The sequence below is a fragment of the Sorangium sp. So ce302 genome, assembly GCF_051530145.1.
GTDB lineage: Bacteria > Myxococcota_A > Polyangia > Polyangiales > Polyangiaceae > Sorangium > Sorangium cellulosum_B.
On record NZ_CP150326.1, the window covers coordinates 7,084,581 to 7,109,319 of the forward strand.

The 24,739-nt window shown below is 72.6% G+C and carries 18 protein-coding genes; 11 read left to right on the forward strand and 7 right to left on the reverse strand.

Going from position 1 to position 24,739, the window contains the following annotated elements:
- Positions 1-83: 83 nt before the first annotated feature.
- The 4 genes from WME73_RS26815 to WME73_RS26830 are packed head-to-tail and all read right to left on the reverse strand — an operon-like array spanning position 84 to position 4,783.
- On the reverse strand, positions 84-1,286 hold the full coding sequence (locus WME73_RS26815; RefSeq protein WP_437911366.1) for an ABC transporter permease: 1,203 nt from the start codon (positions 1,284-1,286) through the stop codon (positions 84-86).
- Positions 1,280-2,011: an ABC transporter ATP-binding protein gene (locus tag WME73_RS26820; RefSeq protein ID WP_437911367.1), complete on the reverse strand. Its 732-nt coding sequence runs from the start codon at positions 2,009-2,011 to the stop codon at positions 1,280-1,282. Before WME73_RS26820 ends, WME73_RS26815 begins: the two co-directional genes overlap by 7 nt.
- 1 nt (position 2,012) lies before the next feature.
- Complete coding sequence (locus WME73_RS26825; protein WP_437739232.1) at positions 2,013-3,269, reverse strand: efflux RND transporter periplasmic adaptor subunit; 1,257 nt, start codon at positions 3,267-3,269, stop codon at positions 2,013-2,015.
- The gene (locus tag WME73_RS26830; RefSeq protein ID WP_437739233.1) at positions 3,266-4,783 is read right to left on the reverse strand and encodes a TolC family protein; all 1,518 of its coding nucleotides are present in this window, start codon (positions 4,781-4,783) and stop codon (positions 3,266-3,268) included. The genes WME73_RS26825 and WME73_RS26830 overlap by 4 nt, the downstream gene beginning before the upstream one ends.
- 116 nt (positions 4,784-4,899) lie before the next feature.
- On the opposite strand from WME73_RS26830, the gene WME73_RS26835 reads away from it, so the two are divergent.
- The 4 genes from WME73_RS26835 to WME73_RS26850 all read left to right on the forward strand — a co-directional run bounded on the left by WME73_RS26835 (position 4,900) and on the right by WME73_RS26850 (position 8,679).
- Positions 4,900-5,646 (forward strand): response regulator transcription factor, encoded by a 747-nt coding sequence (locus WME73_RS26835; RefSeq protein ID WP_437739234.1) that lies wholly within the window; start codon positions 4,900-4,902, stop codon positions 5,644-5,646.
- A 25-nt stretch (positions 5,647-5,671) separates the two neighbouring features.
- Positions 5,672-7,027: an ATP-binding protein gene (locus WME73_RS26840; RefSeq protein ID WP_437739235.1), complete on the forward strand. Its 1,356-nt coding sequence runs from the start codon at positions 5,672-5,674 to the stop codon at positions 7,025-7,027.
- A gap of 473 nt (positions 7,028-7,500) precedes the next feature.
- Positions 7,501-8,388 carry a hypothetical protein gene (locus WME73_RS26845; RefSeq protein ID WP_437911368.1) on the forward strand — a complete coding sequence of 296 codons (888 nt, stop codon included), beginning with the start codon at positions 7,501-7,503 and terminating at the stop codon, positions 8,386-8,388.
- Positions 8,389-8,397: 9 nt separating this feature from the next.
- Complete coding sequence (locus WME73_RS26850; RefSeq protein WP_437739237.1) at positions 8,398-8,679, forward strand: pyrimidine/purine nucleoside phosphorylase; 282 nt, start codon at positions 8,398-8,400, stop codon at positions 8,677-8,679.
- Between the two features lie 21 nt (positions 8,680-8,700).
- Here the strand turns inward: WME73_RS26850 and WME73_RS26855 are convergent, their stop codons facing one another.
- On the reverse strand, positions 8,701-12,558 hold the full coding sequence (locus WME73_RS26855) for a serine/threonine-protein kinase (RefSeq protein ID WP_437739238.1): 3,858 nt from the start codon (positions 12,556-12,558) through the stop codon (positions 8,701-8,703).
- A gap of 710 nt (positions 12,559-13,268) precedes the next feature.
- Between WME73_RS26855 and WME73_RS26860 the strand changes: the two genes are divergently transcribed.
- The 5 genes from WME73_RS26860 to WME73_RS26880 all read left to right on the forward strand — a co-directional run bounded on the left by WME73_RS26860 (position 13,269) and on the right by WME73_RS26880 (position 20,835).
- On the forward strand, positions 13,269-14,159 hold the full coding sequence (locus WME73_RS26860; RefSeq protein ID WP_437739239.1) for a serine/threonine-protein kinase: 891 nt from the start codon (positions 13,269-13,271) through the stop codon (positions 14,157-14,159).
- 858 nt (positions 14,160-15,017) lie between these two features.
- Positions 15,018-16,169, forward strand: a complete 1,152-nt coding sequence (locus WME73_RS26865) for a CgeB family protein (RefSeq protein ID WP_437911369.1) — start codon at positions 15,018-15,020, stop codon at positions 16,167-16,169.
- 65 nt (positions 16,170-16,234) lie between these two features.
- Complete coding sequence (gene rlmN, locus WME73_RS26870) at positions 16,235-17,398, forward strand: 23S rRNA (adenine(2503)-C(2))-methyltransferase RlmN (RefSeq protein ID WP_437739241.1); 1,164 nt, start codon at positions 16,235-16,237, stop codon at positions 17,396-17,398.
- 97 nt (positions 17,399-17,495) lie between these two features.
- Entirely contained in the window at positions 17,496-18,896 is a 1,401-nt protein-coding gene (locus WME73_RS26875) for an acetyl-CoA carboxylase biotin carboxylase subunit (RefSeq protein ID WP_437911370.1), read from the forward strand.
- Positions 18,897-19,059: 163 nt separating this feature from the next.
- The gene (locus tag WME73_RS26880; protein ID WP_437911371.1) at positions 19,060-20,835 is read left to right on the forward strand and encodes a phospho-sugar mutase; all 1,776 of its coding nucleotides are present in this window, start codon (positions 19,060-19,062) and stop codon (positions 20,833-20,835) included.
- A 15-nt stretch (positions 20,836-20,850) separates the two neighbouring features.
- On the opposite strand, the gene WME73_RS26885 is transcribed toward WME73_RS26880, so the two are convergent.
- Positions 20,851-21,627 (reverse strand): chlorite dismutase family protein, encoded by a 777-nt coding sequence (locus WME73_RS26885; protein WP_437739244.1) that lies wholly within the window; start codon positions 21,625-21,627, stop codon positions 20,851-20,853.
- A gap of 483 nt (positions 21,628-22,110) precedes the next feature.
- Between WME73_RS26885 and WME73_RS26890 the strand changes: the two genes are divergently transcribed.
- Together WME73_RS26890 and WME73_RS26895 are read left to right on the forward strand one after the other, a co-directional pair.
- On the forward strand, positions 22,111-22,716 hold the full coding sequence (locus WME73_RS26890) for a hypothetical protein (protein WP_012237471.1): 606 nt from the start codon (positions 22,111-22,113) through the stop codon (positions 22,714-22,716).
- A 295-nt stretch (positions 22,717-23,011) separates the two neighbouring features.
- Entirely contained in the window at positions 23,012-23,758 is a 747-nt protein-coding gene (locus tag WME73_RS26895) for a TenA family transcriptional regulator (RefSeq protein ID WP_437911372.1), read from the forward strand.
- Between the two features lie 471 nt (positions 23,759-24,229).
- Here WME73_RS26895 and WME73_RS26900 read toward each other — a convergent pair whose 3' ends face one another.
- A complete protein-coding gene (locus WME73_RS26900) occupies positions 24,230-24,604 on the reverse strand; it encodes a response regulator transcription factor (protein ID WP_437739246.1) in 375 nt (124 codons plus the stop codon).
- Positions 24,605-24,739: the final 135 nt, after the last annotated feature.

Genomic DNA, 24,739 nt, shown 5'->3' on the forward strand with positions numbered 1-24,739 from the left:
CGATCATGTGTCTTGGTCATGTTGGTTGATCGTCCCGCACGCCCGAGACTCGCGCCTTCAACCCGTGCCGCCCCCATTGCCGCTCACTCGAACCGCAGCGCCTCCACCGGATCGAGCCTCGACGCGCGCCTCGCCGGCCCCACGCCGAACGTGATCCCGATGAGGATCGACACCCCGAGCGCCAGCCCGACCGCGTACGTCGGCACGATGGTGGCCCACTCCCCGAACCGCGACAGCAGCACCGCCGCCCCGTACCCGAGGCCCACCCCGGCCACGCCGCCCGCGAGCGACACGACGACCGCCTCGACAAGGAACTGCCGCAGGATGTCCCCGCGCCGCGCCCCCACCGCCATCCGCACGCCGATCTCGCGCGTCCGCTCCCGCACCGAGACCAGCATGATGTTCATGATCCCGATGCCCCCCACGATCAGCGACACCGCCGCCACGCTGCCGAGCAGCATCGTGAAGGTGCCCGTGATCTGCCCCATCGTCGCCAGCATCTCGGCCTGCGACCGCACCTCGAAATCGCTCGGCTGATCCGCGCGCAGCCGGTGGCGCAGGCGCAGCAGCTGCTCCAGCTGCGCGATCACCATGTCGGACCGATCCTCGCTCGCCAGCTGCAGCGAGATCGTCGACAGGTGATCCTGCCCGAACAGCACCGACCGGTGCGTCGACAGCGGCACGAACACCCCGTCGTCCGGCGAGCCCATGCCCGACCCCTTCTCCGCCAGCACCCCGACCACCCGGAACGCATTCCCGTTGATCTGGAGCCGCGTCCCGAGCGGCGAAGCCCCCGGATAGAGCTGCCGCGCCACGTTCGCCCCGAGCACGACCACGCGCGCCCGCTGCTGCTCGTCCAGGTCGGAGAACGAGACGCCGCTCGCCACCGAGAGCGAGCGGACCTCGAGGTACGCCGGCGTGATCCCCGTCACGGACGCGTTCAGGTTGCTCGCCATGTACCGCAGCTGCGCGCTGCCGCTCCGCTCCGGCGCGATCGCCGCCACGCCGTCGAGCCCCTTGAGCGCCTCGGCGTCGTCCACGGTCAGCGTCTTCACCGTGCCCGACCGGACCCCGCTCGCCGACGCGGACCCCGGGCGCACCATCAGCAGGTTCGCGCCGAGCGACCGGATCCGCCCCTCGACGCTGCTGCGCGCGCCCTCCCCGATCCCGAGCACCGCCACGACCGCCGCGGTCCCGATGATCATGCCGAGCATCGTCAGCAGCGTGCGCAGGCGGTTCGAGGCGAGCGAGCGCCACGCGCTCTTCGCCGTCTCCTTGATCAGCATGCCGCCTCCATCTCGCCCGCGTGGAACGCCGACACCACGTCGGCCGAAGGCCCGTCGGCCACGATGTGCCCGTCCCTCATGTGGATGGCGCGCGAGAGCGACCGCGCCACGCCGAGGTCGTGGGTCACCATGATCAGCGTCGTCCCGTCCGCGTTCAGCGACAGGAGCAGCTCCAGGACGTCGCGCCCCGTCTTGCTGTCGAGCGCGCCCGTCGGCTCGTCGCACAGCAGGATCGACGGCCGCGTCACGAACGCCCGCGCGATCGCCACGCGCTGCCGCTGCCCGCCGGAGAGCTCCGACGGCAGGTGCCGCGCGCGCGCCGCGAGCCCCACGCGCTCGAGCGCGCCCTCCGCGAGCGCGCGGCTGTTCTTCACCGCCCCGTAGAGCAGCGGCAGCTCGACGTTCTCCGCCGCCGTCATCCGCGGCAGCAGGTTGAAGCTCTGGAACACGAACCCGATGTGGCGGTTCCTGAGCGCCGCGAGCTCGTCGTCGTCGAGCTCCGCCACGTTGCGCCCCCCGAGCCGGTACGTGCCCTCCGTCGGCCGATCCAGGCACCCGAGGATGTTCAGCAGGCTCGACTTCCCGCAGCCGGAGGGCCCGATGATCGCCACCGACTCGCCCCGGCGCACCTCGAAGCCGATCCGGTCGACCGCCCGCACCGCGAGGTCCTCGCGATCGGCGTGGTACACCTTCGAGAGCCCGCTCACGAGGACCGGGACGTCCATCTCAGCGCCCCCCTCGGCCGGCGCCCATCCCCATGCCCATCCCCCGCATCGGGTTCTGGCCGCCGCCCTGCCGCTGCCCCTGCCCCTGGCCCTGCGGCCCCGCCGCGCTCGAGACGGGCGCGCTCGCGAGCACGTCGTCGCCCTCGCTCAGCCCCTCGGTCACGACCATCTGCGAGCCGTCCGTCGCCCCGGTCTGGATCGGCCGCTCCTCGCCGCTCGCGAGCCGCACGAACCGCCGCTTGCCCTGCGACTGCACGGCCAGGAGCGGCACGAGCAGCACGTCCTTCTGCTCCGCGGTCACGATCTCCACGTCCGCGCTCATCCCCGACCGGAGCAGCGACGCGTCCTTGTCCTTGACGACGATCTCGACGTCGAAGGTCACGACGCTCGACACCTCCTTGCCGAGCGGGCTCACGCGGTCGACAACGCCCTGGAACACCCGGTCCCCGTAGGCGTCGACGCGGATGTCGACCCGCTGGCCCGGCGCGACGCGCCCGATCTGCGCCTCGTCGATCGCGCCGACGATGCGCAGGTTCGACAGATCGGCGAGCGTCATCACGGCGCTGCCGCCGCTCACGTTGGTGAGCGCCGACGAGACGAGCGTCCCCTTCTCCACGGCCACGTCGAGCACCGTCCCGGCGATCGGCGCGTAGATCTGCGTCTCCTTCAGCCGCGTCTCGGCGTCCTGCACCGCCAGCTCGGCCGCCTTGAGCTGCGCCTGCGTCGAGCTCAGCTGCGCCCGCCGCAGCGTGATGTTGGCGCCCGCGACCTTCGTCGAGTGCGCCGCCGTGCGGGCCGCGTCGGTCGGCCCGAGGCCCATCTCGGCGCTCTTCTCGGCGACCTCCTGGCTCGCCTGGCTGTTCTTGCGCTCGAGCTCGGCGACCGCGACCGACGCGTTCGCCGCGGCGAGATCGGCCTTCACCCGGTCGCGCGCCACGCGCGCCTCGGCGAGGTCGCGCTCCGCGTCCGTCGGGTCCAGGCGCACGAGGAGCTGCCCCGCCTCGACCGTATCGCCCTCCTTCACGAGGACCTCGATGACCTGCCCCGGGGCGCGCGACTTCACCTCGACCTGCACGTCGGGCTCGATCTTCCCGGACGCGGCCGCGGTCTCGGTCAGGCTCCCGCGGCGGATCTCGACGGTGGGGCCGGCGGGGGTCTTCTCGGGCTGCTTGTACCAGGCGTACCCGCCGATCGCGAAGCTCGCCACGAGCACCGCGGCCACGCCGGACATCAGGTAGCGCTTCTTGTTCCTGTTCATGACGACCTCCTGGGCAGCACCGACGCGAAGCGGACGAGCAGCGCGCCCGTCTCGTGATCGAGCTGGAGGCGCGACGTCAGCTCCGTCACCGCCGCCCGCAGCCTGCGGAGCTCCGCCTCTCTCCGCGTCTGCTCCGCCTGCACCACGTCCGCCGACGTCGCGGTCCCGAGCGAGAGCCGCTGGCGCTCGGCCTCGGCCAGCTCGCCCGCCATGCGCGCCGTCTCGGTGGCCAGCGCGACCTGCTCGGCCGCGGCCTCGAGGCTCGCGCGCAGCGAGCTCACGTCGGCCGCGATCGCCTCGGCGCGCGCCTGGTACCGCGCCTCCGCGGCCGCGAGCTGCGTGCGCGCGCGGGCCGCGTCCGCGGACGCCCTGCCGCCGCCGATCGGCAGCTCGACCTCGATCCCGCCCAGCACCCCGAACGCGGGCCGGCCGCCCGGCAGCGAGAGCCCCGGCAGGCCGTCGCGCACCCACTGCCCGTCCATCGAGGCCGTCGCGAACAGGTCGAGGCGGATCTGGTCCGCGTCCTCCGCCGCGCTCACCCGCGCGCGCTGCGCGTCGAGGTCGGCGCGCAGGGCAGCGAGCTCCAGGGACCGCTCGCTCGCCGCGCGCACGAGCGCGTCGGCCGACGGCAGGGCCCCGAGGGACGGCGGCGCGCCGGTCGGGGCGAGCGACGCCGCGCTCGCCGGGGCCATGCCGAGCGCGCGCCCGAGCGCGATCGCCCGCGCCGCGCGCGTCGCCCGCGCCTGCGACAGCGCGTCCGCGATCGACGCGGCCGAGGTCGAGAAGCGCAGGACGTCCACCTTCGTGCCGGTGCCGAGGGTCTCGGCGCGCGCCTTCGCGTCGGCGAGCAGCCGCTCTGCGGCCGCGAGCGCCTGCTCCTGCACGAGGATCGCCTGCTCCGCGTACCAGAGCTCCCAGTACGCCCCGAGCACGTCGAGCGCGGTCTGGCTCGCGGCGAGCTCGCGCTCCTGCTCCGCGGCGACGGCCGACGCCTGCGCCTGCGCGTAGGGCGCGAGGACCGCGTCGGTCCCGGCCCCCCGCAGCAGCGGCTGCCGCGCCGAGACGTAGGCCTGAGCGCCGTAGTTCGGCCCCGGGGTCCCGTCCGCGGGCGAGCGCGCCGACGCGCCCACCTCGAGGCTCGTCCCGACGTCGGTCGTGTACCGCAGCGCCGCGTTCGACGCGACGGACGTGCCGCCAGAGCGCTGGAGCGCGCCGGCTCCATTGCCCGGCGCGCCTCCGTTGGCGTCGGCGACCCTGCCATAGCTCTCCTGGTACTGTCCGGTCACCGAGGCCGAGAGCGTGGGCATGCGGGCGCCCTCCTCGGCGGCGACGGCCTGCCGCGCCGCGGTGGCCTCGAGCAGCGCCGCGCGGAGGGACGGGTTCTGGGAGGCCGCGCGGCGGACCGCCTCCTCGGCGGTGAGCGTCTCGGCGCGCGCCGCGACGCTCAGCGAGCACGTGGCGGCGAGGGCGAGAGACGCCAGCCACGGCAAGCGAATCGAGCGAGTGAACGTCATGCACCGCAAGCTAAAGGGCAGTGTCTCAAGAGGTGTCCTGGTCGTGTAAAGATTCGTCAAGACGCCTCTTGACCAGGCCTTACACGGCGGTGCGACAGCCGCGCTACAGTCGCGACATGGCGGATCCGCCCCAGATCCTGGTCATCGACGACGACGCCGAGCTCTGCGAGCTCCTGGCCGAGCTGCTCGGTCAGGAGGGTTACGCCGTGGAGAGCGCGCGCGACGCGATCTCCGGCCTCGCGCGCGCGCAGGAGGAGAAGGAGAGGCCGTTCACGCTCGTGGTGCTCGACGTGATGCTGCCTGGGCTCAACGGGTTCGAGGTCCTCACGCGGCTGCGGCAGAGCTCGCGCGTCCCCGTCCTGATGCTCACCGCGCGAGGCGAGGACGTCGACCGCATCGTCGGCCTCGAGATGGGCGCCGACGACTACCTCCCGAAGCCGTTCAACCCGCGCGAGCTGGTCGCCCGCGTGCGCGCGCTCCACCGGCGCGCCTCTCACGCTGGCGCGGCGGCTGGGCCGGGCGCGGCGGCCGGTCCTTCCGCCGCGGAGGCGCAGGGCGCGCTGACGGTCGACGATCTCGAGGTGCTCCCCGCCGCGCGGCGCGTCCGTGTCCGCGGCGAGGAGGTCCGGCTCACCACGGCGGAATTCGACCTGCTCGAGGTCCTGGCGCGGCAGGCGGGGACGGTGGTCTCGCGCGAGGATCTCGCGCGGCGCGTCCTCGGACGCCGGCTCGCGGCGTACGACCGCGGCATCGACATGCACGTCTCGAACCTCCGCCGCAAGCTCGGGCCCGGGCCTGGCGGCGGCGAGCGCATCAAGACGGTCCGCAACGCGGGCTACATCCTCGCGCGGGAGCGCGCGTGAAGCGCTTCCTCCCCGGAGGGCGGCCGTGAAGAGCCTCTTTTTGCGCCTCCTCGTCTCGCTGTGGCTCGCCATGGCGCTGCTCGTCGGCCTGCTCGCGGTGATCCACGGCTGGGCGTTCTCCGCCGAGCCGAGCGGGCTGCGCCGCCGCCTGAACACGCGCAGCGTCGAGCTCCGGGCGGAGGGCGCGCTCGCCTGCGCGCGGGAAGGGCTCCCCGGCTGCGAGCAGCGCCTCGCGCCGCTCGATCCGCGGGATCAGCGCGTCGCGGTCTACCGGGCCGGCGCGCTCGTGATGGGCGAGCCCGTCGAGGGCGCGCCGCTCGCCGAGGACAGGGCGAGGCGCTCGGCCGACGGCATCGCCATCGAGGTCGGCGAGGAGCGGGAGCTCGTCGCGGTCGTCCTGCGCCGCGACCCTGCCCTCGCCGCGGTCGCGGCCGGTCCGGTCCGGTCGCCGTGGATGTTCTTCATCGTGCCGGAGACGTTGCCCCAGCGGCTCCTCGCGATCGTCGCCGTCACCGGGCTCGTCGCGGTGCTCCTCGCGCGGTACCTGTCCCGTCCGATCCGCATCCTGCGCGGCGCCACCCAGCGGATGGCCGCGGGCGATCTCTCGGTGCGCGTCGCGCAGAAGCTCGCGGGCGCGGACGGCGAGACGCTGGCGCTCGGGCGCGACATGGACCGGATGGCCGAGCGCATCGACGAGCTCCTGGAGACGCAGCGCCGGCTCCTGCGCGACGTCTCTCACGAGCTCCGGTCGCCGCTCGCGCGGCTCAACATCGCGCTCGAGCTCGTCCGCCGGCGCTCGCCGCCGGACGTGGAGCCTGCGTTCGATCGGATCGAGCGGGAGACGGAGCGGCTCAACGGGATGATCGGCGAGCTGCTCACGCTGAGCCGCCTGGAGTCGGGCCGGGGCATGGAGCGCACCGAGCGGGTCGATCTCGCGGCGCTCCTGGAGCAGCTGGTCGAGGACGCCGCGTTCGAGGCCGAGCAGCGGGGTTGCTCGGTCGAGCTCGGGGCGCGCGACGCGTGCTCGCTGGACGGGAACGAGGAGCTCCTCCGGCGCGCCATCGAGAACGTCGTGCGCAACGCGGTGCGCTTCACCGAGCCGGGCACCGCGGTCCGCGTCGATCTCGAGTGCTCCGGCGGGACGGCCGAGGTGCGCGTCCGCGATCGTGGTCCAGGCGTCCCGGAGGGCGCGCTCGCGGACATCTGGAGGCCGTTCTACCGGGTCGACGACCACAGGGCGCGCGGCGCGGGCGGCACGGGGATCGGGCTGGCCATCACGCAGCGGGCGGTGCGGATCCACGGCGGCGAGGTCGAGGCGAGGAACGCGGACGGCGGCGGGCTCGAGGTCGCGCTGCGGCTGCCGGTCGGCGCGGGGGGCTGAGCGGGGGGCTGGCGGGCTGGATCGACCCGCCCCCCCTCCGAGGCCGTCCTTTTCGATCCCAGATCGATCGGCCCCCCTCCCGAGCCGGCCCCGCCACGTCGCGACCTCTCCGCGCCGCCTTCCGAGGCCTCCTCTCTCGGTCCCGCACCAACCCGCCCCCCTGCCGAGGCGACGCGGCCACGTCGCGACCTCTCCGCGCCGCCTTCCGAAGCCTCCTCTCTCGGTCCCACACCGACCCGCCCGCCTTCCAAGGCGATATCCCGCACGAGACGCCCCCTCCAGGCCCGCTCCCGTACCCTCCCTCCATTCCGGACGATTCAAACCGCATGCAAGAGCCCAGCTCCCGTGCGAACACCGCACGAAACCGGCGCAACACCGCCCTTGACGGACGACACGACAGGACTTCCCTTGCCTGTTCGCCAGCAATGCGCCCTCAGGCATTGCCCTTATCACCCCATCAGGAGGTGTCTCTCATGCTGAAGCATCTGAATATCGACGAGATGGTCGCGCTCCTTTCCCCATGGGTCGAGGACCCGGAGCAACGCCGGCTGTTCCTGGCGATCCCCGAGATCGCGGCGCTCCACCCGCGGGTCGTGGAGGCCCACGAGGCGGTGCTCGCGGTCCAGCCGAGCAGCGGCGGAGGCCGCATGTCGTCGAAGCTGCGCGCCATCGTCGACGAGACCAGCGAGGTCGACCGGCGCCACGACCATCTCGCGCGGGCCGTATCCTACGGTATCGACGCGCACCGCGAGCTCTGCCTCGCCGAAGCGCCCTCGGACGCCTCCCGCGCCGCGCAGTGCGATGCCGTCCAGAAGCAGCTCTTCCCGGGCGGCCTGTCCATCGTCAACGCCTCGACGCTCGCCGAGGCGGGCAACACCACGCGCATCGCTCGCCTCCTCGAGGACGAGCCCGGGATCGCCGGCTTCCTCAGGTCCGTCCCCGCCCACGGCAAGGCGTCGCTGCTCGATGTCGTGAAGCGCTGGCTCGCCAAGGGCCGGGAGCTCCAGACGCTCGAGCGCGCCCGCGCGGAGATCGAGGCCACCGAGACCACCGCCCCCGCCAGCAAGACCACGATCCAGGCCGCGCGCAGCCAGTGGTTCAAGATCGTGGCGCTCGTGCTCTCCAACCTCGAGCTCTCGCGCGCTCCGGCGCGCGATATCGAGATCATCCGCGGGCCCGTGCTCCGGGCCTCGAGCCGCGCGGGCAAGCGCTACGCGAACAGCAAGCCGGCGCAGGCTCCGCAAGAGGAGGACGACGCGGGCATCCCCGCCACCGAGCCGAGCGGAGCCCCGCCGGGGGAGCCTGGTGAAGGCGTGCGCGGCGACGCGAGCGCGCTGGTCTCTCTCGGCGGGACGCGGTAGGAGGGCGCCATGCTCAAGCACAACAGCTACTTCAACGGCAACGTCCAGAGCGTCGGCTTCGAGCGCCACGGGCGCCGGCAGACGGTGGGTGTCATCGACACCGGCGAGTTCCACTTCTCGACCGAGGCGCCGGAGCGGATGACGGTCGTCGCCGGCGAGCTCGCGATCCGCATCGACGGCTCCACGGAATGGCGTGCCTATCCGGCAGGGACGTCGTTCGAGGTGGCAGCCAAGAGCGGCTTCGACGTCAGGGCCACGCAGCCCACCGGCTACTTCTGCGAGTTCCTCTGAGCGCGCCGGCGGCCTAGGCCCCTAGGCATCGAGCCAGCGCCGCTCCAGCTCCAGCGTGGCCACGTTGTCCGGCACATTGCCGAGGAACTTCCCGCGCCACACCGGATCGCCGATCTTTCGCGCCCGCTCGATCAGGCGCTCCCGCGCCGAGGCGATCGCCATCACCGCCTCCCGCCGGTGGCCGCAGGCCGAGAGCGCCTCGGCGTGCGAGAGGCGCACCAGCGACTCGCCCACCTCGGCCCCCATCGACTCCAGCAGGCAGAGCGCCTCGGTCGTCGCCGCGAGCGCGTCCACCGCCTGCCCCGCGTCGAGCAGCGCCCGCCCGAGCACCGCGTACGCGAAGGCCCGCAAGGGCGGCGCGCCGTACAGGATCGCGACCGCGGCGCGCGCCTCGCGCTCGGCCCCCCCGAGATCGCCCGCCTGGAGCACGATCCTCGCGAGGCACGCCCGCCCGGCGCCCTCCCCGCGCGCGTCGCCGAGGCGCTGGGACGTCGCGATCGCCTCCTCCGCCGTCCGCCGCGCTTCCTCGACGAGGCCCTGCTGCGCGAGCACCGGACCGAGGTTGAGGAGCGCGCCGAGCCGGACGTCCGACAGGCCCATCCGCTCCGCGTCCGCGAGCGACGCGCGCAGCGCCGCGTCGGCGCCCTCGAAATCGCCGAGCTCCGCGTAGCAGGAGCCCAGGTTGTTCCTCGCCCAGCAGGCGTTGCGGCGATCCCCCGCGTGCTCGAACGCCGCGAGCGCCGCCTCGAAGCCCGCGAGGCACGCGCCGGGATCGCCGACCGCCATCGCCCGGTACGCGCGCGCCTCGTGGAGCCGCGCCAGCACCTCGACCTCCTGCTCGGTCTCCTCGGCGTCCTGCTCGATCCCGTCGAGCAGCTCGTCCGCGAGCTGGTACCGCCCTCCGAACACGAGCCGCCCGGCGCCCGCGCACAGGCACACGCTGCGCGCGGGGCGCGCCGAGCGCCGCGCCTCGGTGCCCTGCGCCAGGCGCAGCAGGCCCTCGACCTGGTCGTGGTTGCCGCGCTTCGAGGCCGCGAGGATCACCTGCGTGAGCGCCGAGAACCACGGCGCCGACCCGGGCGCGAGCCGCTCCAGGGCCTCGGTCCCCCGCCGCTCCGCAAGCGCGAACTCGCCCCGCCAGAGGTGCGCCTCCGCCTGGCAGAGCCGCAGCGCCCCGGCCGTCGCCTTCGAGGCGCCGCGCGCGATGCCGCGCTCGACGCGCTCGATCGCCGCGCCCAGGTCGCTCCCGAGCAGCGCCTGCTCGGCCGCGCGCAGGGTCGCCGCCGCGGCCCGCGCCGGCTCGCCGCCGCGCTCGAAATGCTCGGCCAGGGCCATCGGATCCGCCACGCCCGTCCGCTCGAGCCACTCGCCGGCGAGCCGGTGGCCAAGGCGGCGATCGTGATCGGTCAGCATCCCGTACGCCGCCTCGCGCACGAGCGCGTGCCGGAACCGGTACTCGGCCGCCTCCGGCGCGCCTTCCACAGAACGCCGGACGATGAGCTCCCTCACCTCGAGCTCGGCGAGCAGCGGCTCGACCTCCGCCCGGCCGACCAGCGCGGCGACCCCGCTCCGCGAGAAGGTCTCGCCGAAGATCGCCCCGGCCCGCAGCGCGCGCCGCGCGCCCACGTCGAGCGCGTCGAGCTCCGCCTGCACCATCGCCAGCACCGTCTCGGGCAGGTCCACGCCCTTGCCCGCCGCCGCCGCGCGGATCTGCTCCTCGAGGTAGAAGGCGTTGCCGTCGGCGCGCTCGACCAGCGTCGCCACGAGCGCCGGGCTCTCGCGCTCGCCGAGCACCTGGCGCACGAGCCGCTCGCTCGACCGGCGCGAGATCCCCGCGAGGCGGAGCTTGTGCCCGCGCCGCTCGTCCCACAGCTTCGGGAAGAGCTCGTGCACCTCGGGCCGGCCGAGCGCCATGACCATGAAAGGCCGGTCCTTCAGGTTCCGGAGCGCGGCGTCGACCATCGTGACCGTGGGCAGATCGCCCCAGTGCAGGTCCTCGAGCACGAGGAGGACCGGCTGCACCGCGCACTCGGCGCGCAGGAAGTCCTCCCAGGCGAGGCGCAGCTGATCGCCCATGAGCATCGGGTTGCGCCGCGCCGCCCGGAGCTGCACGTCGTCGTCCGGGAACGGCGCGCCGACGAGCTCGCCGAGGAACGTCGCGACCCGCGCGGCGTCGAGCGCCGCGTGCCGCTCGACCCGGGCCCGCACCTTGCGCCGCCGCTCCTCGACGGGATCGGCGTCCGTGAGGCCGATCGCCCGCCGGAGCGCGTGCGCGAGCAGGCCGAAGGCCGACCCGGCGCTCATCGGATCCACCTGGCCGAGCCACACCTCGACCGGCTCGCCGTCCTCCCGGATCGCGCGGACGAGCTCGTGGCGGAGCCGCGACTTGCCGATGCCCGCCGGCCCCGTGACGAGCACGACGCTCGGGGTCGACTCCTCGATGCAGCGGGCGAGCTCGTCCCGGATCAGCGCGAGCTCCCGCTCGCGCCCGACGCACGACGTCGCCTTGCCGAGCACGTGGGGCGGCGCCTCCGGCTCCTCGCGCGCGCCGTGGAGCCAGGGGCCCCCCCCGTCGGACGTGATCTCGAACCGCGCGCCGAGCAGGCCCGCCGTCACCTCGTCGATGCGGATCGCCGGCGCGCGGGACGTCGCTCGGCCCTCGGGGAGCAGCTGGACCACGCGGTCGATGAGGTCGCCGATCGGCATGCGCGAGGCGATCTCCGCCCTGCCCGTGACGACCGCGACCGGCGCGCCGCCGAGGAGCGCCTGGACGGCGAGCGCGCAGCGGGCGGCCCGGGCCGCGAGGTCGGTCGTCGCGCCGGCGCCGGACAGCACGACGAGCGGCAGCCGCGCGTCGACGAGCTCGAGCTGACCCTTGTAGCGCGCCGCCGTGGTCGAGAGCGCCTGCGCGCGCGCCTGCTCGTCGACCTCGGGGGGAGACGGATCGGCGGCGGAGAGGCCGTCGCGCGCGAGGACGAGGCACATCACCTTGCGCTCGCCGGTCGTGAGCTCCGGCGGGCGGACGGACATCGCGGGCGGGCGGACGGAGATCGCCGCGGGATCCATGAGCCCGGCGAGCTCGATCGCGACCGCGTTGCCGTCGCTCGGCCGCCCCTCGGGCGACTTCGACAGCATCCGCTGGACCAGCGCGTCGAGCGCCTCGGGCACGTCGTCGCGGAGCCACCGGAGCGACGGCGGCTCCTCGATCAGCACCTTGACGAGCACGGCGAGCCCGCGCGCGCCGCGGAACGGGGCGCGCCCCGAGACGCACTTGTAGAGCAGGCAGCCGAGCGCGAAGACGTCGGCGCGCGCGTCGACATGCGCCTCGCCGCGGGCCTGCTCCGGCGCCATGTAGCCGGGGGTGCCGAGGATGGCGCCGGGCATGGTGAGCTGCTGGTCGATGCCGGACATCCGGACGACACCGAAATCGATGAGCGTGATGCGGTCGATGGTGCCGCCGACGAGGAGCAGGTTGCTCGGCTTGAGATCGCGGTGGACGACGCCGAGCCGGTGCACGGAGCCGAGGGTGGTCGCGACGCGCCGGGCGAGCTTGAGGCTCTCCTCCAGGGTGAACGCCTGCCGGGCGAGGCGCTGGGAGAGGGTCTCGCCGGTGAGCCACTCCATGGCGAGGTAGGGGTGGCCGTGCTCCGTGCGGCCGTGCGAGATGTACCGCACCACCCCCGGCACCCGCAGCGTGGCGAGCGCCTGCGCCTCGCGCGCGAGGCGGTTCGAGTCCTGGGAGGCGGCGTTCTGGAGGACCTTGAGGGCGATGGTCTCGCCGGTCTTGAGGTCGCGCGAGCGAAAGACGTGGCCCATGCCGCCGGCGCCCGCGAGCTCCATGATCTCGAACCGGCCGTCGATGACGTCTCCCGCTCGCATTGCCTGCCGTCGCTCCGGATCGTCCGCCCTGTGTGGGAGCTACGCGAAGTTCACCTGAATGGCCAGCGGTTCGGGGTTACTGGCGTGTCCCCGGAAGCGGGCGCCGCGAGGCGCCGCCGCCGTCATGCAATCACCACCGATTGCCGCGCTCCGGTGCGCATCGTCACCAGAGAGCGCGGCCAGGGGCAACTCTGCAGCGTCGAAGCGCCGGCGGCCCCCGGCCACGAGGGCAGTCCGGTGCTCCACCGCCGTCCACCGGAGCGCGCTCCGACGAGGCACCCGCTCGGCGCTCCGGCGGCGCGCGACGAGGGCAATGCGGCACACCGGCGCGGCCCAGCCGCTGAGACCGGCGCGGCCGTGGTGACCCAGGCGCTGGCCGCTCCCGCCGCAGCGACGCGCCTCGGCCGGCGGCCCGCGCCCCGGACCGCCTTCGCCCCGTTGTCCCGCGGGCCGCGCCCCATTTTTCCCCGTCCCGTGCCCCGCGGCTTTTTCGTCCAGGCGACCTCGGGTGCGACGGGCGGCCGATGTGAAGCGGCGCGCGCCGGAAAACAAAAAAACAAGGCGCGGGAGCCCTTCGTCGTGTGACGCTGCGCGCGGCGCTTCCTCTGTCGCGTCTGCGTGATAAATGAGCTTGTCTGGGGAGAGGGGGGAGGCGACCGGAACGCGCTGGACCCCCCTTTGTCAAGCGAAGGAGGCCGCTCTTGTCAATCGTGCCCGGAACCGTTCTGCTCCAGCGCTACCGCGTGGTACGTCATCTCCGCCGCGAAGGCCTCGGTGAGGTGTTCAGCGCCGAGGACGCGAGCACCGGCCGGCGCGTCGCGGTCAAGGTGCTCGGGGAGCCCCCGGTGCGCCAGGAGCCGGGAGGCGTGCTCAACACGCCAGAGCGCATGCCCCAGCAGGAGGCCGAGGCGCGCTTCCGGCGAGAGGCGGTGGCGTGCGAGCGGCTGCGGGGCCCGCACACACTGCCCTCGCTCGACGGCGGCAAGGACCCGGCGCACGGTCCTCTCCTCGTGTTCGAGCTGCGCGAGGGGGAGCTCCTCAGCGAGCGCATCTCCCGGCAGGGGCCACTCCCGTTCAGCGCCGTTCACCCGCTGGGCGGGCAGCTCTGGTCGGCGATCGCCGAGCTGCACGAGATTGGCATCATCCACCGCGACATCAGCTCCGCGAACGTGCTCCTCGACCAGGGTCCTGACGGCGAGCGGCTGACGCTCCTGGATCTCGGCTCGTGCAAGCTCCCTCCCGGGCTCTCCGACGCGGGGCCGACGTTACCGAGCCGGTGTCTCGGCGATTTCAGGTTCGCGCCGCCCGAGCAGCTCACGAAGGGGAAGACGGTGGATCACCGGGCCGACCTCTATGCGGCCATGACGGTGATCTTTCACGCGCTTACCGGCGAGCTCCCCTACGCCGCGCGCAATCTGATGATGCTCGCCGATCTCAAGACGAGGACGCCGCCGCGCCGCCTGGGCAGCCTGATGCCTCCGCCGGTCGACCGGGAGATCGAGGTGTTCGTGAACAGGGGTCTGGCGCACAGCCCGGACCGCCGCTTCGCGAGCATCGCCGAGGTGATCCAGGGCTGGCAGGCGCTGAGCCCCGCCACCTGAACGTCTCGACGGCTCTCGCGCGGCCGCACCGCCGCTGAAGGCTGGACACCCGGCCTCCCGATTCCACCGCAGCGTCCCCGCACCGACAGGAAGGCGCCCGGGCAGCGCCCCGCGCTTCCTGCCTTCCTGCTCCCCCGCCCGATTTCTCCGCGAGGCCAGGCGCCCCTGCCCGGCCGAGGCCGCCGGTCCGCCGGCGGGCTCAGCTGGACGGCGGAATCCCCCTGCCGCCGGCCGCGCCCCCAGGCCCCGTCGCTCCGCGGCGTATGCGTCCGACAGCGCGCGCCGGCCTGGGCGGCGCTTCACCAGCGCTGCCCCGGCGTTCCGGAGCAGGGCTCCCCCGTCGACGCTCCGTTCGACCAGCAGCCGTCACCGACCATTGCGACAACGTCCCTCTTTTTCTCACCATCATCGCTTCCGAACAGCGTTTACCGCACAGGCCGGTTCCTCTGCGATGCGAGGACGGTTGCCGTCGGGTGCTTTACCCGAACGAGCCGCGTTATCCCGGAGCAAGCGGCGATTTCGCGCGCTTCGTCGTCACGGGAAAAGGGCGGGCCTTACCGCCTGGCGTCTGACGAGGAATACGCATCTTCGATCAAGAAACTGCATCTCACAGCATTGCAGAGGGTGAGCACGCATGTTAATCCCGGGTGCGCTCGTCGCCGCGCCCTCTCGCGCGGCGCCAGGGCAACTGGATCGGCGTGCCGCTCGTTTTGCGCATGTTGCGCATGTTGCGCACGTTGCGCATCTGTCCGCGAGGCGTCTTTCGCCTCTCCGGGGCCGCCGCGGTGTACCTCGGGACCGGCGCATTCCGGGCCGGCACGCCGTCTGGGATCTCTCAACCCTTGCCGCCACCACGCTATGACGACAACTACCTACCGCTATGTCTTCCTGGGGCTCTCCATCACGTCTTCGTGGGGCAACGGCCACGCCACGACGTACAGAGCGCTCCTCCGGGCGCTCGCGTCGCGCGGCCACCGGATGCTCTTTCTGGAGCGGAACCTCCCCATCTACGATCACCACCGCGACCTGCCCAACCCGCCTTACGGCACGACCGAGCAGTACTCGAGCATTACCGAGCTCCGCGATAGATTCTCACGCGCCGTGCGCGAAGCCGATCTCGTGATCGTCGGCTCCTTCGTACCGGAAGGGGCGACGGTCGGGGCATGGATCACGGAAGAGGCCCGCGGAAAGGCCGCGTTCTACGATCTGGACACCCCCGTCACGCTGGGCCGGCTGGCGCACGGGGATCACGCGTACCTGACGCCGGCGCTGATCCCGCGGTATGATCTCTATCTGTCGGCGACGGGGGGCCCGACGCTGGAGCGGCTGGAGCGCAGCCACGGCGCGGTGCGCGCGCGGGCGCTCTACTGCTCGGCGGACACGGACGTGTACCATCCCCAGCCGGCGCCGATGCGCTGGGATCTCGGCTACCTCGGGACCTACAGCGACGACCGGCAGGCGGCCGTCGAGCGGCTCCTCCTCGAGCCGGCGCGGCGCATGCGCCGCGGGCGCTTCGCGGTGGCGGGCGCGCAGTACCCGGCGTCGCTCACGTGGCCGGAGAACGTCTCCCGGACGGAGCACCTCCCGCCGGACGAGCACCGCATCTTCTACAACTCGCAGCGCTTCACGCTGAACCTGACCCGCCGTGCGATGGTCGAGTCCGGGTGGTCGCCGAGCGCGCGCCTGTTCGAGGCGGCCGCGTGCGGGACCCCTGTCCTGAGCGACGCCTGGCCGGGTATCGAGACGTTCTTCCAGCCCGGCGAGGAGATCCTGCTCGTGCGCTCGCCGGAGGACGTGCTCCGGAAGCTCAGGGAGATGAAGGAGGACAAGCGCCTCACGCTGGGCCAGCGGGCGAGGCAGCGCGTCTTCGCCGAGCACACCGCGATGCACCGGGCCGAGGCGTTCGAGCGCTACACCCGCGAGGTGCTCGAGGCCGCCAGCCGGACGCGCGCGCGCCGCGAGCGCGACGGGCAGCTCACGGCGTCACAGGTCGAGAGCCAGAGCGGCTGACGCTTTGGCCTGGCCACCCGCCTGCTCCCCTTGCCGCTGGGGGCGGCGCGCAGTAGGCCAGGCAGGTGCGCTCCACGCCGCTTCACCCCGTCGCCCGGCTGCCTGAAGACTGGTCGGCCTCGCTGGCTGCCCGCGGAGAGCGGTCGTTCACGGCGAAGCAGGTATTCCAGTGGATCCATCGCCGCGGCGTCCTCGATCCGGCCGCGATGACGAACCTCCCGGCGCGGCTGCGCGAGCACCTCGCCGCGGAGGGGCTGGGTGAGGTGCTGACGCCCGAGCGGGTTCATCGCTCCGAGGACGGCACGCGCAAGCTGCTCCTGCGCCTCCGCGACGGCGCGACCATCGAGACGGTCCTGCTCCCGTCGGTGTCGGGCCCCGGCTCGCACGCGCAGCTCGACGCCGACGCGGCGGCGGCCGACGACGAGGACGACGATGCGGCCGCGGAGGCGGACGCCGCGCCGCGCGTCCGCGTCACCCAGTGCATCTCGACGCAGGTCGGCTGCGCCATGGGGTGCAGCTTCTGCGCGAGCGGCGTGGCGGGGCTCAAGCGCCACCTCGGGGCCGAGGAGATCGCGGGCCAAGTGCTCCTCGGGCGGGCGATGCTCGAGGAGGGCGAGGAGCTCCGCAACGTCGTGTACATGGGCATGGGCGAGCCGCTCCACAACTACGAAGCGACCGCTCGCTCGCTGCGCCTGCTCACGCACCCGGAAGGGATCAACCTCTCGACGCGGCGGGTCACGGTGTCCACGTCGGGCCTCGTGCCCGAGATCGCGCGGCTCGGAGCGGATTTTGGCGGGCAGATCGCGCTGGCGATCTCGCTGCACGCCGCGGACGACGAGACGCGCTCGGCGCTGATGCCCATCAACCGCAAGCACCCGCTCGACGAGCTGCTCGCGGCGCTGCGCGCTTACCCGCTGCCGCGGCGCCGGCGCATCACCATCGAATACACGCTCGTCGCCGGGCAGAACGACGATCCCGCCGAGGCGCGGCGGCTGGCGAAGCTCCTGCGCGGGCTCCCGGTGAAGATCAACCTCATCCCGATGAACCCGATCGAGGCCTCCTCGCTGGGTCCGCCGGCCCAGGAGCGCGTGGCGGCGTTCCAGGAGGTGCTCACCCAGGCGGGATACTCCTGCTTCGTTCGCCGCCGGCGCGGCGATGACGTCTCGGCGGCCTGCGGGCAGCTCGTGCTGCTCGGGGCCAAGCCGAAGGTGCGGCGGGCGCTCGGCTGACGATCACGCGCGCCGCCCCCCCCCGGGAGCGTGCGAGCGAGCGCCGCCTGCAGCGGGCGTCTTGACGCGCCGCCGCGCGGGGGCGTAGCTGTCGGCCGTGTTGAAGAAGATCCTCGTCGCCAACCGTGGAGAGATCGCCTGCCGCGTCCTCCGGACCTGCAAACGGCTCGGGATCGCGACGGTCGCCGTGTACTCCGACGCGGACGCGAGCGCGCCGCACGTCGCGATGGCCGACGAGGCGGTGCGCATCGGGCCGCCGCCGGTCCGGGACAGCTACCTGGTCATCCACGCGATCGTCGAGGCGGCCCGCGCGACGGGCGCCGACGGCATCCACCCCGGGTACGGGCTGCTCAGCGAGAACCAGGCCTTCGCCGAGGCCGTCGTCGAGGCCGGCGTCACGTTCATCGGCCCGCCGCCCGCGGTGCTCCACGCCTTCGGCGACAAGATCCTCGCGCGGGATCACGCGCGCGCGGCCGACGTCTTCCCGCCGCCGGGCACGGGCGGTCCGGTCGACCCCGTCGACGTCGAGGCCGCCCAGCGCGCCGCCGAGAGCATCGGCTTCCCGCTGCTCGTCAAGGCCGCGGGCGGCGGCGGCGGCATCGGCATGCAGATCGTCACCGATCCAGGCAAGCTGTCGCGCGCCCTCACCGCGTGCTCCGACCGCGGCCGCGCGGCGTTCGGGGACCCGCGCGTGTACATGGAGCGGTACATCGAGCGCCCGCGCCACATCGAGGTGCAGGTGCTCTGCGACGGGCAGGGCGGCGCCGTCGCGCTCGGCGAGCGCGAGTGCAGCGCGCAGCGCCGGCACCAGAAGATCGTCGAGGAGACCCCGTCGCCGGCCGCGTTCTTCCAGGGAGCGGCGGGCGAGGTCCGCCGGAAGGAGCTCCACGACAGCGCCCTCCGGGTCGTGACGGCCGCCGGCTACGTCGGCGCGGGTACCGTCGAGTTCGTCGCGGCGGAGAGCGGCGAGCTCTTCTTCCTGGAGGTCAACGCGCGGCTCCAGGTCGAGCACTGCGTCACGGAGATGTGCACCGGGCTCGACCTGGTCGAGCACCAGATCCGCATCGCGGCGGGCGAGCCGCTCGCGCCGGAGGTCCGGAGCCACACCTACCGCGGCCACGCCATCGAGGCGCGCCTCTACGCGGAGGATCCGGCGAAGAAGTTCGCCCCCCAGCCCGGCCGCATCACCGCGCTCCGCTGGCCGGCCGCCGGCGACGACCTGCGGATCGAGACCGGCGTCGCCGAGGGGCTCGAGGTGACGCCGTTCTACGACCCGCTGCTCGCCAAGATCGTCGCCCACGGCCCGACGCGCGACGAGGCGATCGCTCGCCTCGACCGGGCGCTCGCCGAGACGACGATCGAGCTCACCGGTCCGGCCGGGCCCGCCGCGACCAACCTCGCGTTCCTCCGCCAGATCCTGCAGGACGGTGATTTCCGCGGCGGGCAGTACGACACGCGCTTCGCCGAGGCGCTCGCCGCCGGCAAGAAGGTGGGCTGACGCTCGGCCGAGCGGGCTGAGCGGTCCAAGCTGGCCGGGAGCCGCCGGCCACGTAGGCGCCGGGCCGGCGGGCCAGCGCGCTGCGGTCGCCGCCCGCGCTGCCGCCGCGCTGAATCGCGCGCTCGTGGTGCAAACCACGGCCGGCATGAACTAAATACCAGGCGTGAGCCACGACTTCGTCCTCGAGCCCGCCGAACGCTGGCTTTCCCACGACCCCGATCCGGAGACCCAGAGCGAGCTGCGCCGGCTCATCGACGCGGCCAGGGCAGGCGAGGACGGCGTCCGCGCCGAGCTCGCCGAGCGCTTCGCCGGCCCGCTGGAGTTCGGCACCGCGGGCATCCGCGGCGTCCTCGGGGCCGGCGAGAGCCGGATGAACCGCGCCGTCATCCTCCGCACGACCGCGGGGCTCGCCCGTCACCTCCTCGAAGCGCTCGGCGACAAGGCGCGGAGCGCCGGCGTCGTCATCGGCTACGACGGCCGCCGGATGAGCCGAGAGTTCGCGGAGGACACCGCCTGCGCCCTCGCCGCCGCGGGCATCCCGAGCCACCTCTCGCCCGTCCCCTGCCCCACGCCCGTCGCGGCGTTCGCGGTCGGCCACCTCGGCGCGGCCGCGGGCGTGATGGTGACGGCGAGCCACAACCCGCCCGAGTACAACGGCTTCAAGGTGTACTGGGACAACGCCGCGCAGATCATCCCACCCCACGACACCGGCATCGCGACGGCGATCGACGCCTCGCCGCCGGCGGATCAGGTCCCCCGCATGCCTCTCGACGAGGCGAGGAGGCTCGGGCTGGTGCGCGACTTCCCCGAGGAGCTGGAGCGGAGCTACCTCGGCGCGATCCGCGGCCTCGCGGTGCGGAGCGACGGGGATCGCGACCTCTGCATCGTGTACACGCCGCTTCACGGCGTCGGCAATCGCCTGGTCCGCCAGGCGCTCGGCGAAGCCGGCTTCACGCGCGTGGCGAGCGTGCCCGAGCAGGCCGAGCCGGATGGCGGGTTCCCCACGGTCGCGTTCCCGAACCCCGAGGAGAAGGGCGCCATGAACCTGGCGTTCGCCCTCGCGAAGCGGGAGGGCGCCGACCTCGTCCTCGCCAACGATCCCGACGTCGACCGGCTCGCCGTGGCGGTGAGGCGCCCTGACGGCGAGTACGTGCAGCTCACGGGCAACCAGGTCGGCGTGCTCCTCGGCAATTACCTGCTCACCGAGGGGCGCGCGCAGGGCGCGGACGAGCGCCGGCTCGTGCTGGCGTCCTGCGTCTCGACTCCGATGCTGGGCGTCATCGCCGCGGCGCTCGGGGTTCACTACGAGGAGACCCTGACCGGGTTCAAGTGGATCGCCAACCGGGCGATGGACATCGAGCGCTCGACCGGGGCCCGCTTCGTGTTCGGCTTCGAGGAGGCGCTCGGCTACACCGTCGGCCCGGTCGTGCGCGACAAGGACGGCATCAGCGCCGCGGCGCTGGTCGCCGAGCTCGCGGCGGTGCGCAAGGCCGAGGGCAGGACCCTGCTGGACGAGCTCCAGGCGATCACCCGCAAGTACGGCCTCTACATGAGCGGGCAGCGCTCGTACACCCTGCGCGGCGTCGACGGCCTCGACAAGATCGCCGCGATCATGGCCGCGCTAAGGAAGAGCCCGCCGGCCGCGATCGGGGGCGTCCCCGTGGTGGCGTGGCGCGATTTCGAGGCGCGCACGCGCACCACGAGCGACGGCCTGGTCGAGCCGCTCGTGCTGCCTCCGAGCAACGTGCTCGTGTACGAGCTCGACGACGGGAGCCGGCTCATCGCCCGCCCGAGCGGGACGGAGCCGAAGATCAAGTTCTACTTCGACGTGCGCGAGGAGGTCGCCGCGGACGAGCCGCTGGCCGACGCCGAGGCCCGCGCGGCGGCGCGGCTCGACGCCCTGGCCCTGGCGTTCTCGGGCCTCGCCGGCATCGGCTGAGAGGGAGCGGCCCCGTCAGCCGCCCGGGCTGCGGAAGGCGGCGCGGCCGACGAAGAACGGGCCCATCTGGCTGATGAACTCCGAGGTCTGGCGGGTCTTCCGCATCGTCTGCACGATGTGGGAGAGCGGGTGGAGCTCCTTGCCGACGAGCCCGATCACGAACTCGTTGTCGCGGGCGTCGAGGCCGTGGCACGCGAGGCGGATGTCGTGGGCGAGGTCCTGGGCGCCATAGGCCCTGCCGATGGTGCCGTGCTCGCGCAGGATGCTCCCTTGCTCGCGCCCCTCGAGCTTCGAGAACGCGCCGCTGCGGCGGAGCGGATACCACACCGCCCACGGCCAGGCGGGGTTCAAGACGGTCTCCGCCGGGCGCCGGAGCAGCCAGAAGTCGAGATCCTGCTCGTAGCCGGTCGAGTACGTGCGCCCCAGCATCGTGAAATCGGGGCGAAGCTCCAGGGCTCGGAGCTCGCTGCGGTTGAGCGCCGGGCGGACGGTCTGGACGAAGACGGCGGGGTCCTCCGCCCATGTGAGCACGGCGATCCCGCGCGGATCGTTGATGTCCTCGTAGACGACCGCGCCGACGCGCTGCGACGCGAGCGCCTGGCCGGCTGCGCGGGTCAGCTCCGCCGGATCGGCGTCGCCGGGGCAACGGAACACGAGCAGCTGCATGAACAGCCGGCCGTCGATGACCTGCGGCCGGCCGTCGCGCGGCGCCCCCCGCTCGGCGACGTCGATGTGCGGCAGCTCGGGCTCCGCGTGGCCGGCGGCGGGCCGGCCCGTGGTGGGTTCGCTCATGGCCGTAGGGGTACCGAGGTTCGGGGAGGACGGCAACTGCCAGGCGCAGCACCTCCGCAGGCGACGCGCAGCCCCGCCGCGAGCGCCCGTCGCCGCTGCGAGCCCCCGTCGCCGCGACGAGCGCCCGTCGACGGCCACGACGACCGACGAGCGCGGCGCGAAATCACGTAATGCGCATCACACCATTGCGCGCGCAGACGTCTGCGGCGGTCGCGGGGGGTCTGGCGTCTCGGGTCGAAAGGAGAGCTGGACAACCGGCGTGATCTTGCGCAGGGCCACGTCGGCTCGTGTCGCACGGCTGCTCCCACGTAATCATCTCTTGCCATCGAGCCCGACTCACGCTCCCCTGCAAGGTACAACCACGACTCCTGGAGTTGCCCCGACGATGTGCTCCCGGGCAGGGTTTCCCGTCCGAGGGTACGTGCGCCGCGCCCTCGATCGGGCTCAGCTTCACCGGGGCCTTCCCGCCGTAGGTTCGCCGCGATGAAGACGCACGAGACGAAGACCAAGACCTCGATCCCCGCCGGTAGATGCAAAGGAACGTTGCTGGTCAACCTCCGGTCGTTCGTCACGACGACCCGCGACGCCGGTGCATGGGAGCGCCTGGTGACGTCGCTGCCCAAGTCAGACCGGGACGTACTCTCTCAGCCGCTGCTCGCGAGCAGCTGGTATCCGATCGGCGTCTGGAACCGCGCCTTGCGAACGCACGCGCGGACTGCGAGCGACCAAACCGCTGAGCTCAAGCGGTTTGCCCGCTACGTCGCGGATCGCGACCTCAATACGGTGTTGAAGTTCGCGCTCTCGATCGCCATGCCCGACACGATCGTCGCCCGGACTGGAATGTTCTGGTCGCGCTACTTCGACTCCGGGAAGGTCTTCCCGCGCATGGTGAAGCCGCGGGAGTGGGTGCTGACCATCACAGGCCCGACCGGGGACGACGAGGGGCCTTCCGCGATGAACTGCGGAGAAGGCGTCTGCGGCTGGGTCGAGCAGGCGCTCCTCCTGTGCGGTGCATCCACCCCCAAGGTAACCCACCAGCGGTGCCGGTTCCGCGGCGCGACGGAGTGCCTCTCCGAGGTCGTATGGTGAGCGACCTGAGCGAGATCGGCCCTCTTGTCGTTGCGGCGGCGCCCTCGTTTGCCTATTGACTTGCTCCTTCACCTTGATCCAGACTGGATGCAGGCAGGACACATGTACACGAAGCCTCCCATGGTGAGGTCCTCGCGCTGCCCCTCTCGTCCTTCGTGCTCGGGATCAGCATCGTGCCTGCTTTGCGGATTGTCTCCTGACGGCCGCTGACCGGTCGGCCTGCGGAGATTCGGTGGGGTAGAGACCGGCGGGCAGCCACGAGGCAGATTGACCCAGCAACCCTACAGGTAATTTCATGCTGTCACCTCGCTCGCAGCGGCATAAGGAAGTCAAGGACAGCCTTCAGGCGACGCCGCACCCGGTCTGGGTCGAGGACATGCTCGAATCTCTGGCCGATCAGTGGAAGGCCGCGGTCTACACGCCGCCGATCGCGCAGACGATGACGGAGCCGGTCGATCAGGAGATGTGGAAGGGGCTCCTCCGGGAGTTCTTCTGCGTGGTCGAAGCGTTCCCGAAGTACATGGGGCTCAGCCTCGCCAAGACGACCTATGGCCAGTCGCCGCGCGACTCCCTGGTGCGAGACTGGCTCATCGGCAACATCCGGGTCGAGGCGCTGCACGTGCGCTGGTACCTCGACTGGGCGGCGTGGCACGGGCACAGCACCTCGGACATCACGAGCCACCGCCCGAGCCCGGAGATCGCGTCGCTCTTCGAGTGGCTCTGGTCGGTGTCCTACCGCGGCTCCCTCGCGGAGGCGGTCGGCGCGGTGAACTATGCGATCGAGGGGGTCATCGGCGAGTGTTCTCGCGTGGTGCTGCCGAGCTTTACGAAGCTCTATGGCGACGGGAGCAAGTCGCTGACGTGGCTCGCCGCGCATGCGAACTATGATGATGCCCACCCGCGCGAGGCGCTCGAGATCGTGAAGCTCGCGACCACCTCCGCCGAGGAGATCCGCCGGGTGCATTCGAGCATCTCCCGCTCGCTCGAGCTGTTCGAGAAAGCGTTCAGGGCCTGCAGCGTCCCGCACCGCGGCGGCAGCTGACGCGGGCACCTCCTGGCAGCGCCGCGCACGACCGGCGCCGAGCCCCAGCGGAGATACGAGGTCTCCGAAGAAACCTCATAGAACACAAGGCGAGCGCCCCGCGGTGCCGGCGCGTGACGGCGGTAGAAATCGCCGGGATTCCTGCCCTGCGGCACCACGCAGCACGCGAGAAACGGACCGGCTCGAGGCGAGAAACCTCGGAGATGCCAAGATCGCCAGTCGGCCTTCTCCCCTTCTCTTAGCCTCTTCGCCGTTCGACTCATTGACCAGCGCCGCCCCCGCGAAGCGCCGGCCAGGCCCGCCCCCTGCTGCGGTTTCCCCCCACCGCCCCGCTGTCCGCCGGGGCAGAGCGGCGGTCTCTCGCACAGGAGACGGGCCCAGATCGGCGTTTTCGGCGCGCAAGCGCACTCCTGTGCGCTGAGCACCGAAAACGTCGAGGTGGGCCCGTATCCGAAGCGAGTGACCGCCGCTCTAGCGGCCGTAGACGGCTTTGCGGACCTTCTTCTTGAGATCGTCGAGCACGAAGGGCTTCGTGATGTAATGGCGTGCGCCCGCCTGGATGCCGGCGATGACGTCCATCGGATCCGACTTGGCGGTCAGGAAGATGATCGGCACCCGGCGCGTCGGCTCGTGCTCGCGGAGCCGCTTCGTCATGCTCACCCCGTCGAGCTTCGGCATCATGATGTCCACGATCACCAGATCGGGCCGCGGCTCCTGCTGGGCCAGCGCGAGCCCATCGACCCCGTTCGTCGCGACCACGGTGTCGAACTCGTCGCCGAGGAACCGGGCGATCATCGCCGCCGTGTCCTGCTCGTCCTCCACCACCAGGATTCTCTTCTTCGTCACGGTCACCATCGGCGCCGAGAAAGATAGCGCGGAGCGGACGATGCGGGCGGTGTGCCGGGATTTTTTCCGAAGAACGTTGGAGACACATCGATTTTATTCACCGACAGCGCAAGCGCCGTCTGCGCCGGAGGCGTT

What these genes read in the sequence shown, in the direction of transcription:
- WME73_RS26815 (WP_437911366.1), bottom strand. Translation starts at nt 1,286, where the DNA reads ATGCTGATCAAGGAGACGGCGAAGAGCGCGTGGCGCTCGCTCGCCTCG.
- WME73_RS26820 (WP_437911367.1), bottom strand. Translation starts at nt 2,011, where the DNA reads ATGGACGTCCCGGTCCTCGTGAGCGGGCTCTCGAAGGTGTACCACGCC.
- WME73_RS26825 (WP_437739232.1), bottom strand. Translation starts at nt 3,269, where the DNA reads ATGAACAGGAACAAGAAGCGCTACCTGATGTCCGGCGTGGCCGCGGTG.
- WME73_RS26830 (WP_437739233.1), bottom strand. Translation starts at nt 4,783, where the DNA reads ATGACGTTCACTCGCTCGATTCGCTTGCCGTGGCTGGCGTCTCTCGCC.
- WME73_RS26835 (WP_437739234.1), top strand. Translation starts at nt 4,900, where the DNA reads ATGGCGGATCCGCCCCAGATCCTGGTCATCGACGACGACGCCGAGCTC.
- WME73_RS26845 (WP_437911368.1), top strand. Translation starts at nt 7,501, where the DNA reads ATGCTGAAGCATCTGAATATCGACGAGATGGTCGCGCTCCTTTCCCCA.
- WME73_RS26850 (WP_437739237.1), top strand. Translation starts at nt 8,398, where the DNA reads ATGCTCAAGCACAACAGCTACTTCAACGGCAACGTCCAGAGCGTCGGC.
- WME73_RS26855 (WP_437739238.1), bottom strand. Translation starts at nt 12,558, where the DNA reads ATGCGAGCGGGAGACGTCATCGACGGCCGGTTCGAGATCATGGAGCTC.
- WME73_RS26865 (WP_437911369.1), top strand. Translation starts at nt 15,018, where the DNA reads ATGACGACAACTACCTACCGCTATGTCTTCCTGGGGCTCTCCATCACG.
- WME73_RS26885 (WP_437739244.1), bottom strand. Translation starts at nt 21,627, where the DNA reads ATGAGCGAACCCACCACGGGCCGGCCCGCCGCCGGCCACGCGGAGCCC.
- WME73_RS26890 (WP_012237471.1), top strand. Translation starts at nt 22,111, where the DNA reads ATGAAGACGCACGAGACGAAGACCAAGACCTCGATCCCCGCCGGTAGA.
- WME73_RS26895 (WP_437911372.1), top strand. Translation starts at nt 23,012, where the DNA reads ATGCTGTCACCTCGCTCGCAGCGGCATAAGGAAGTCAAGGACAGCCTT.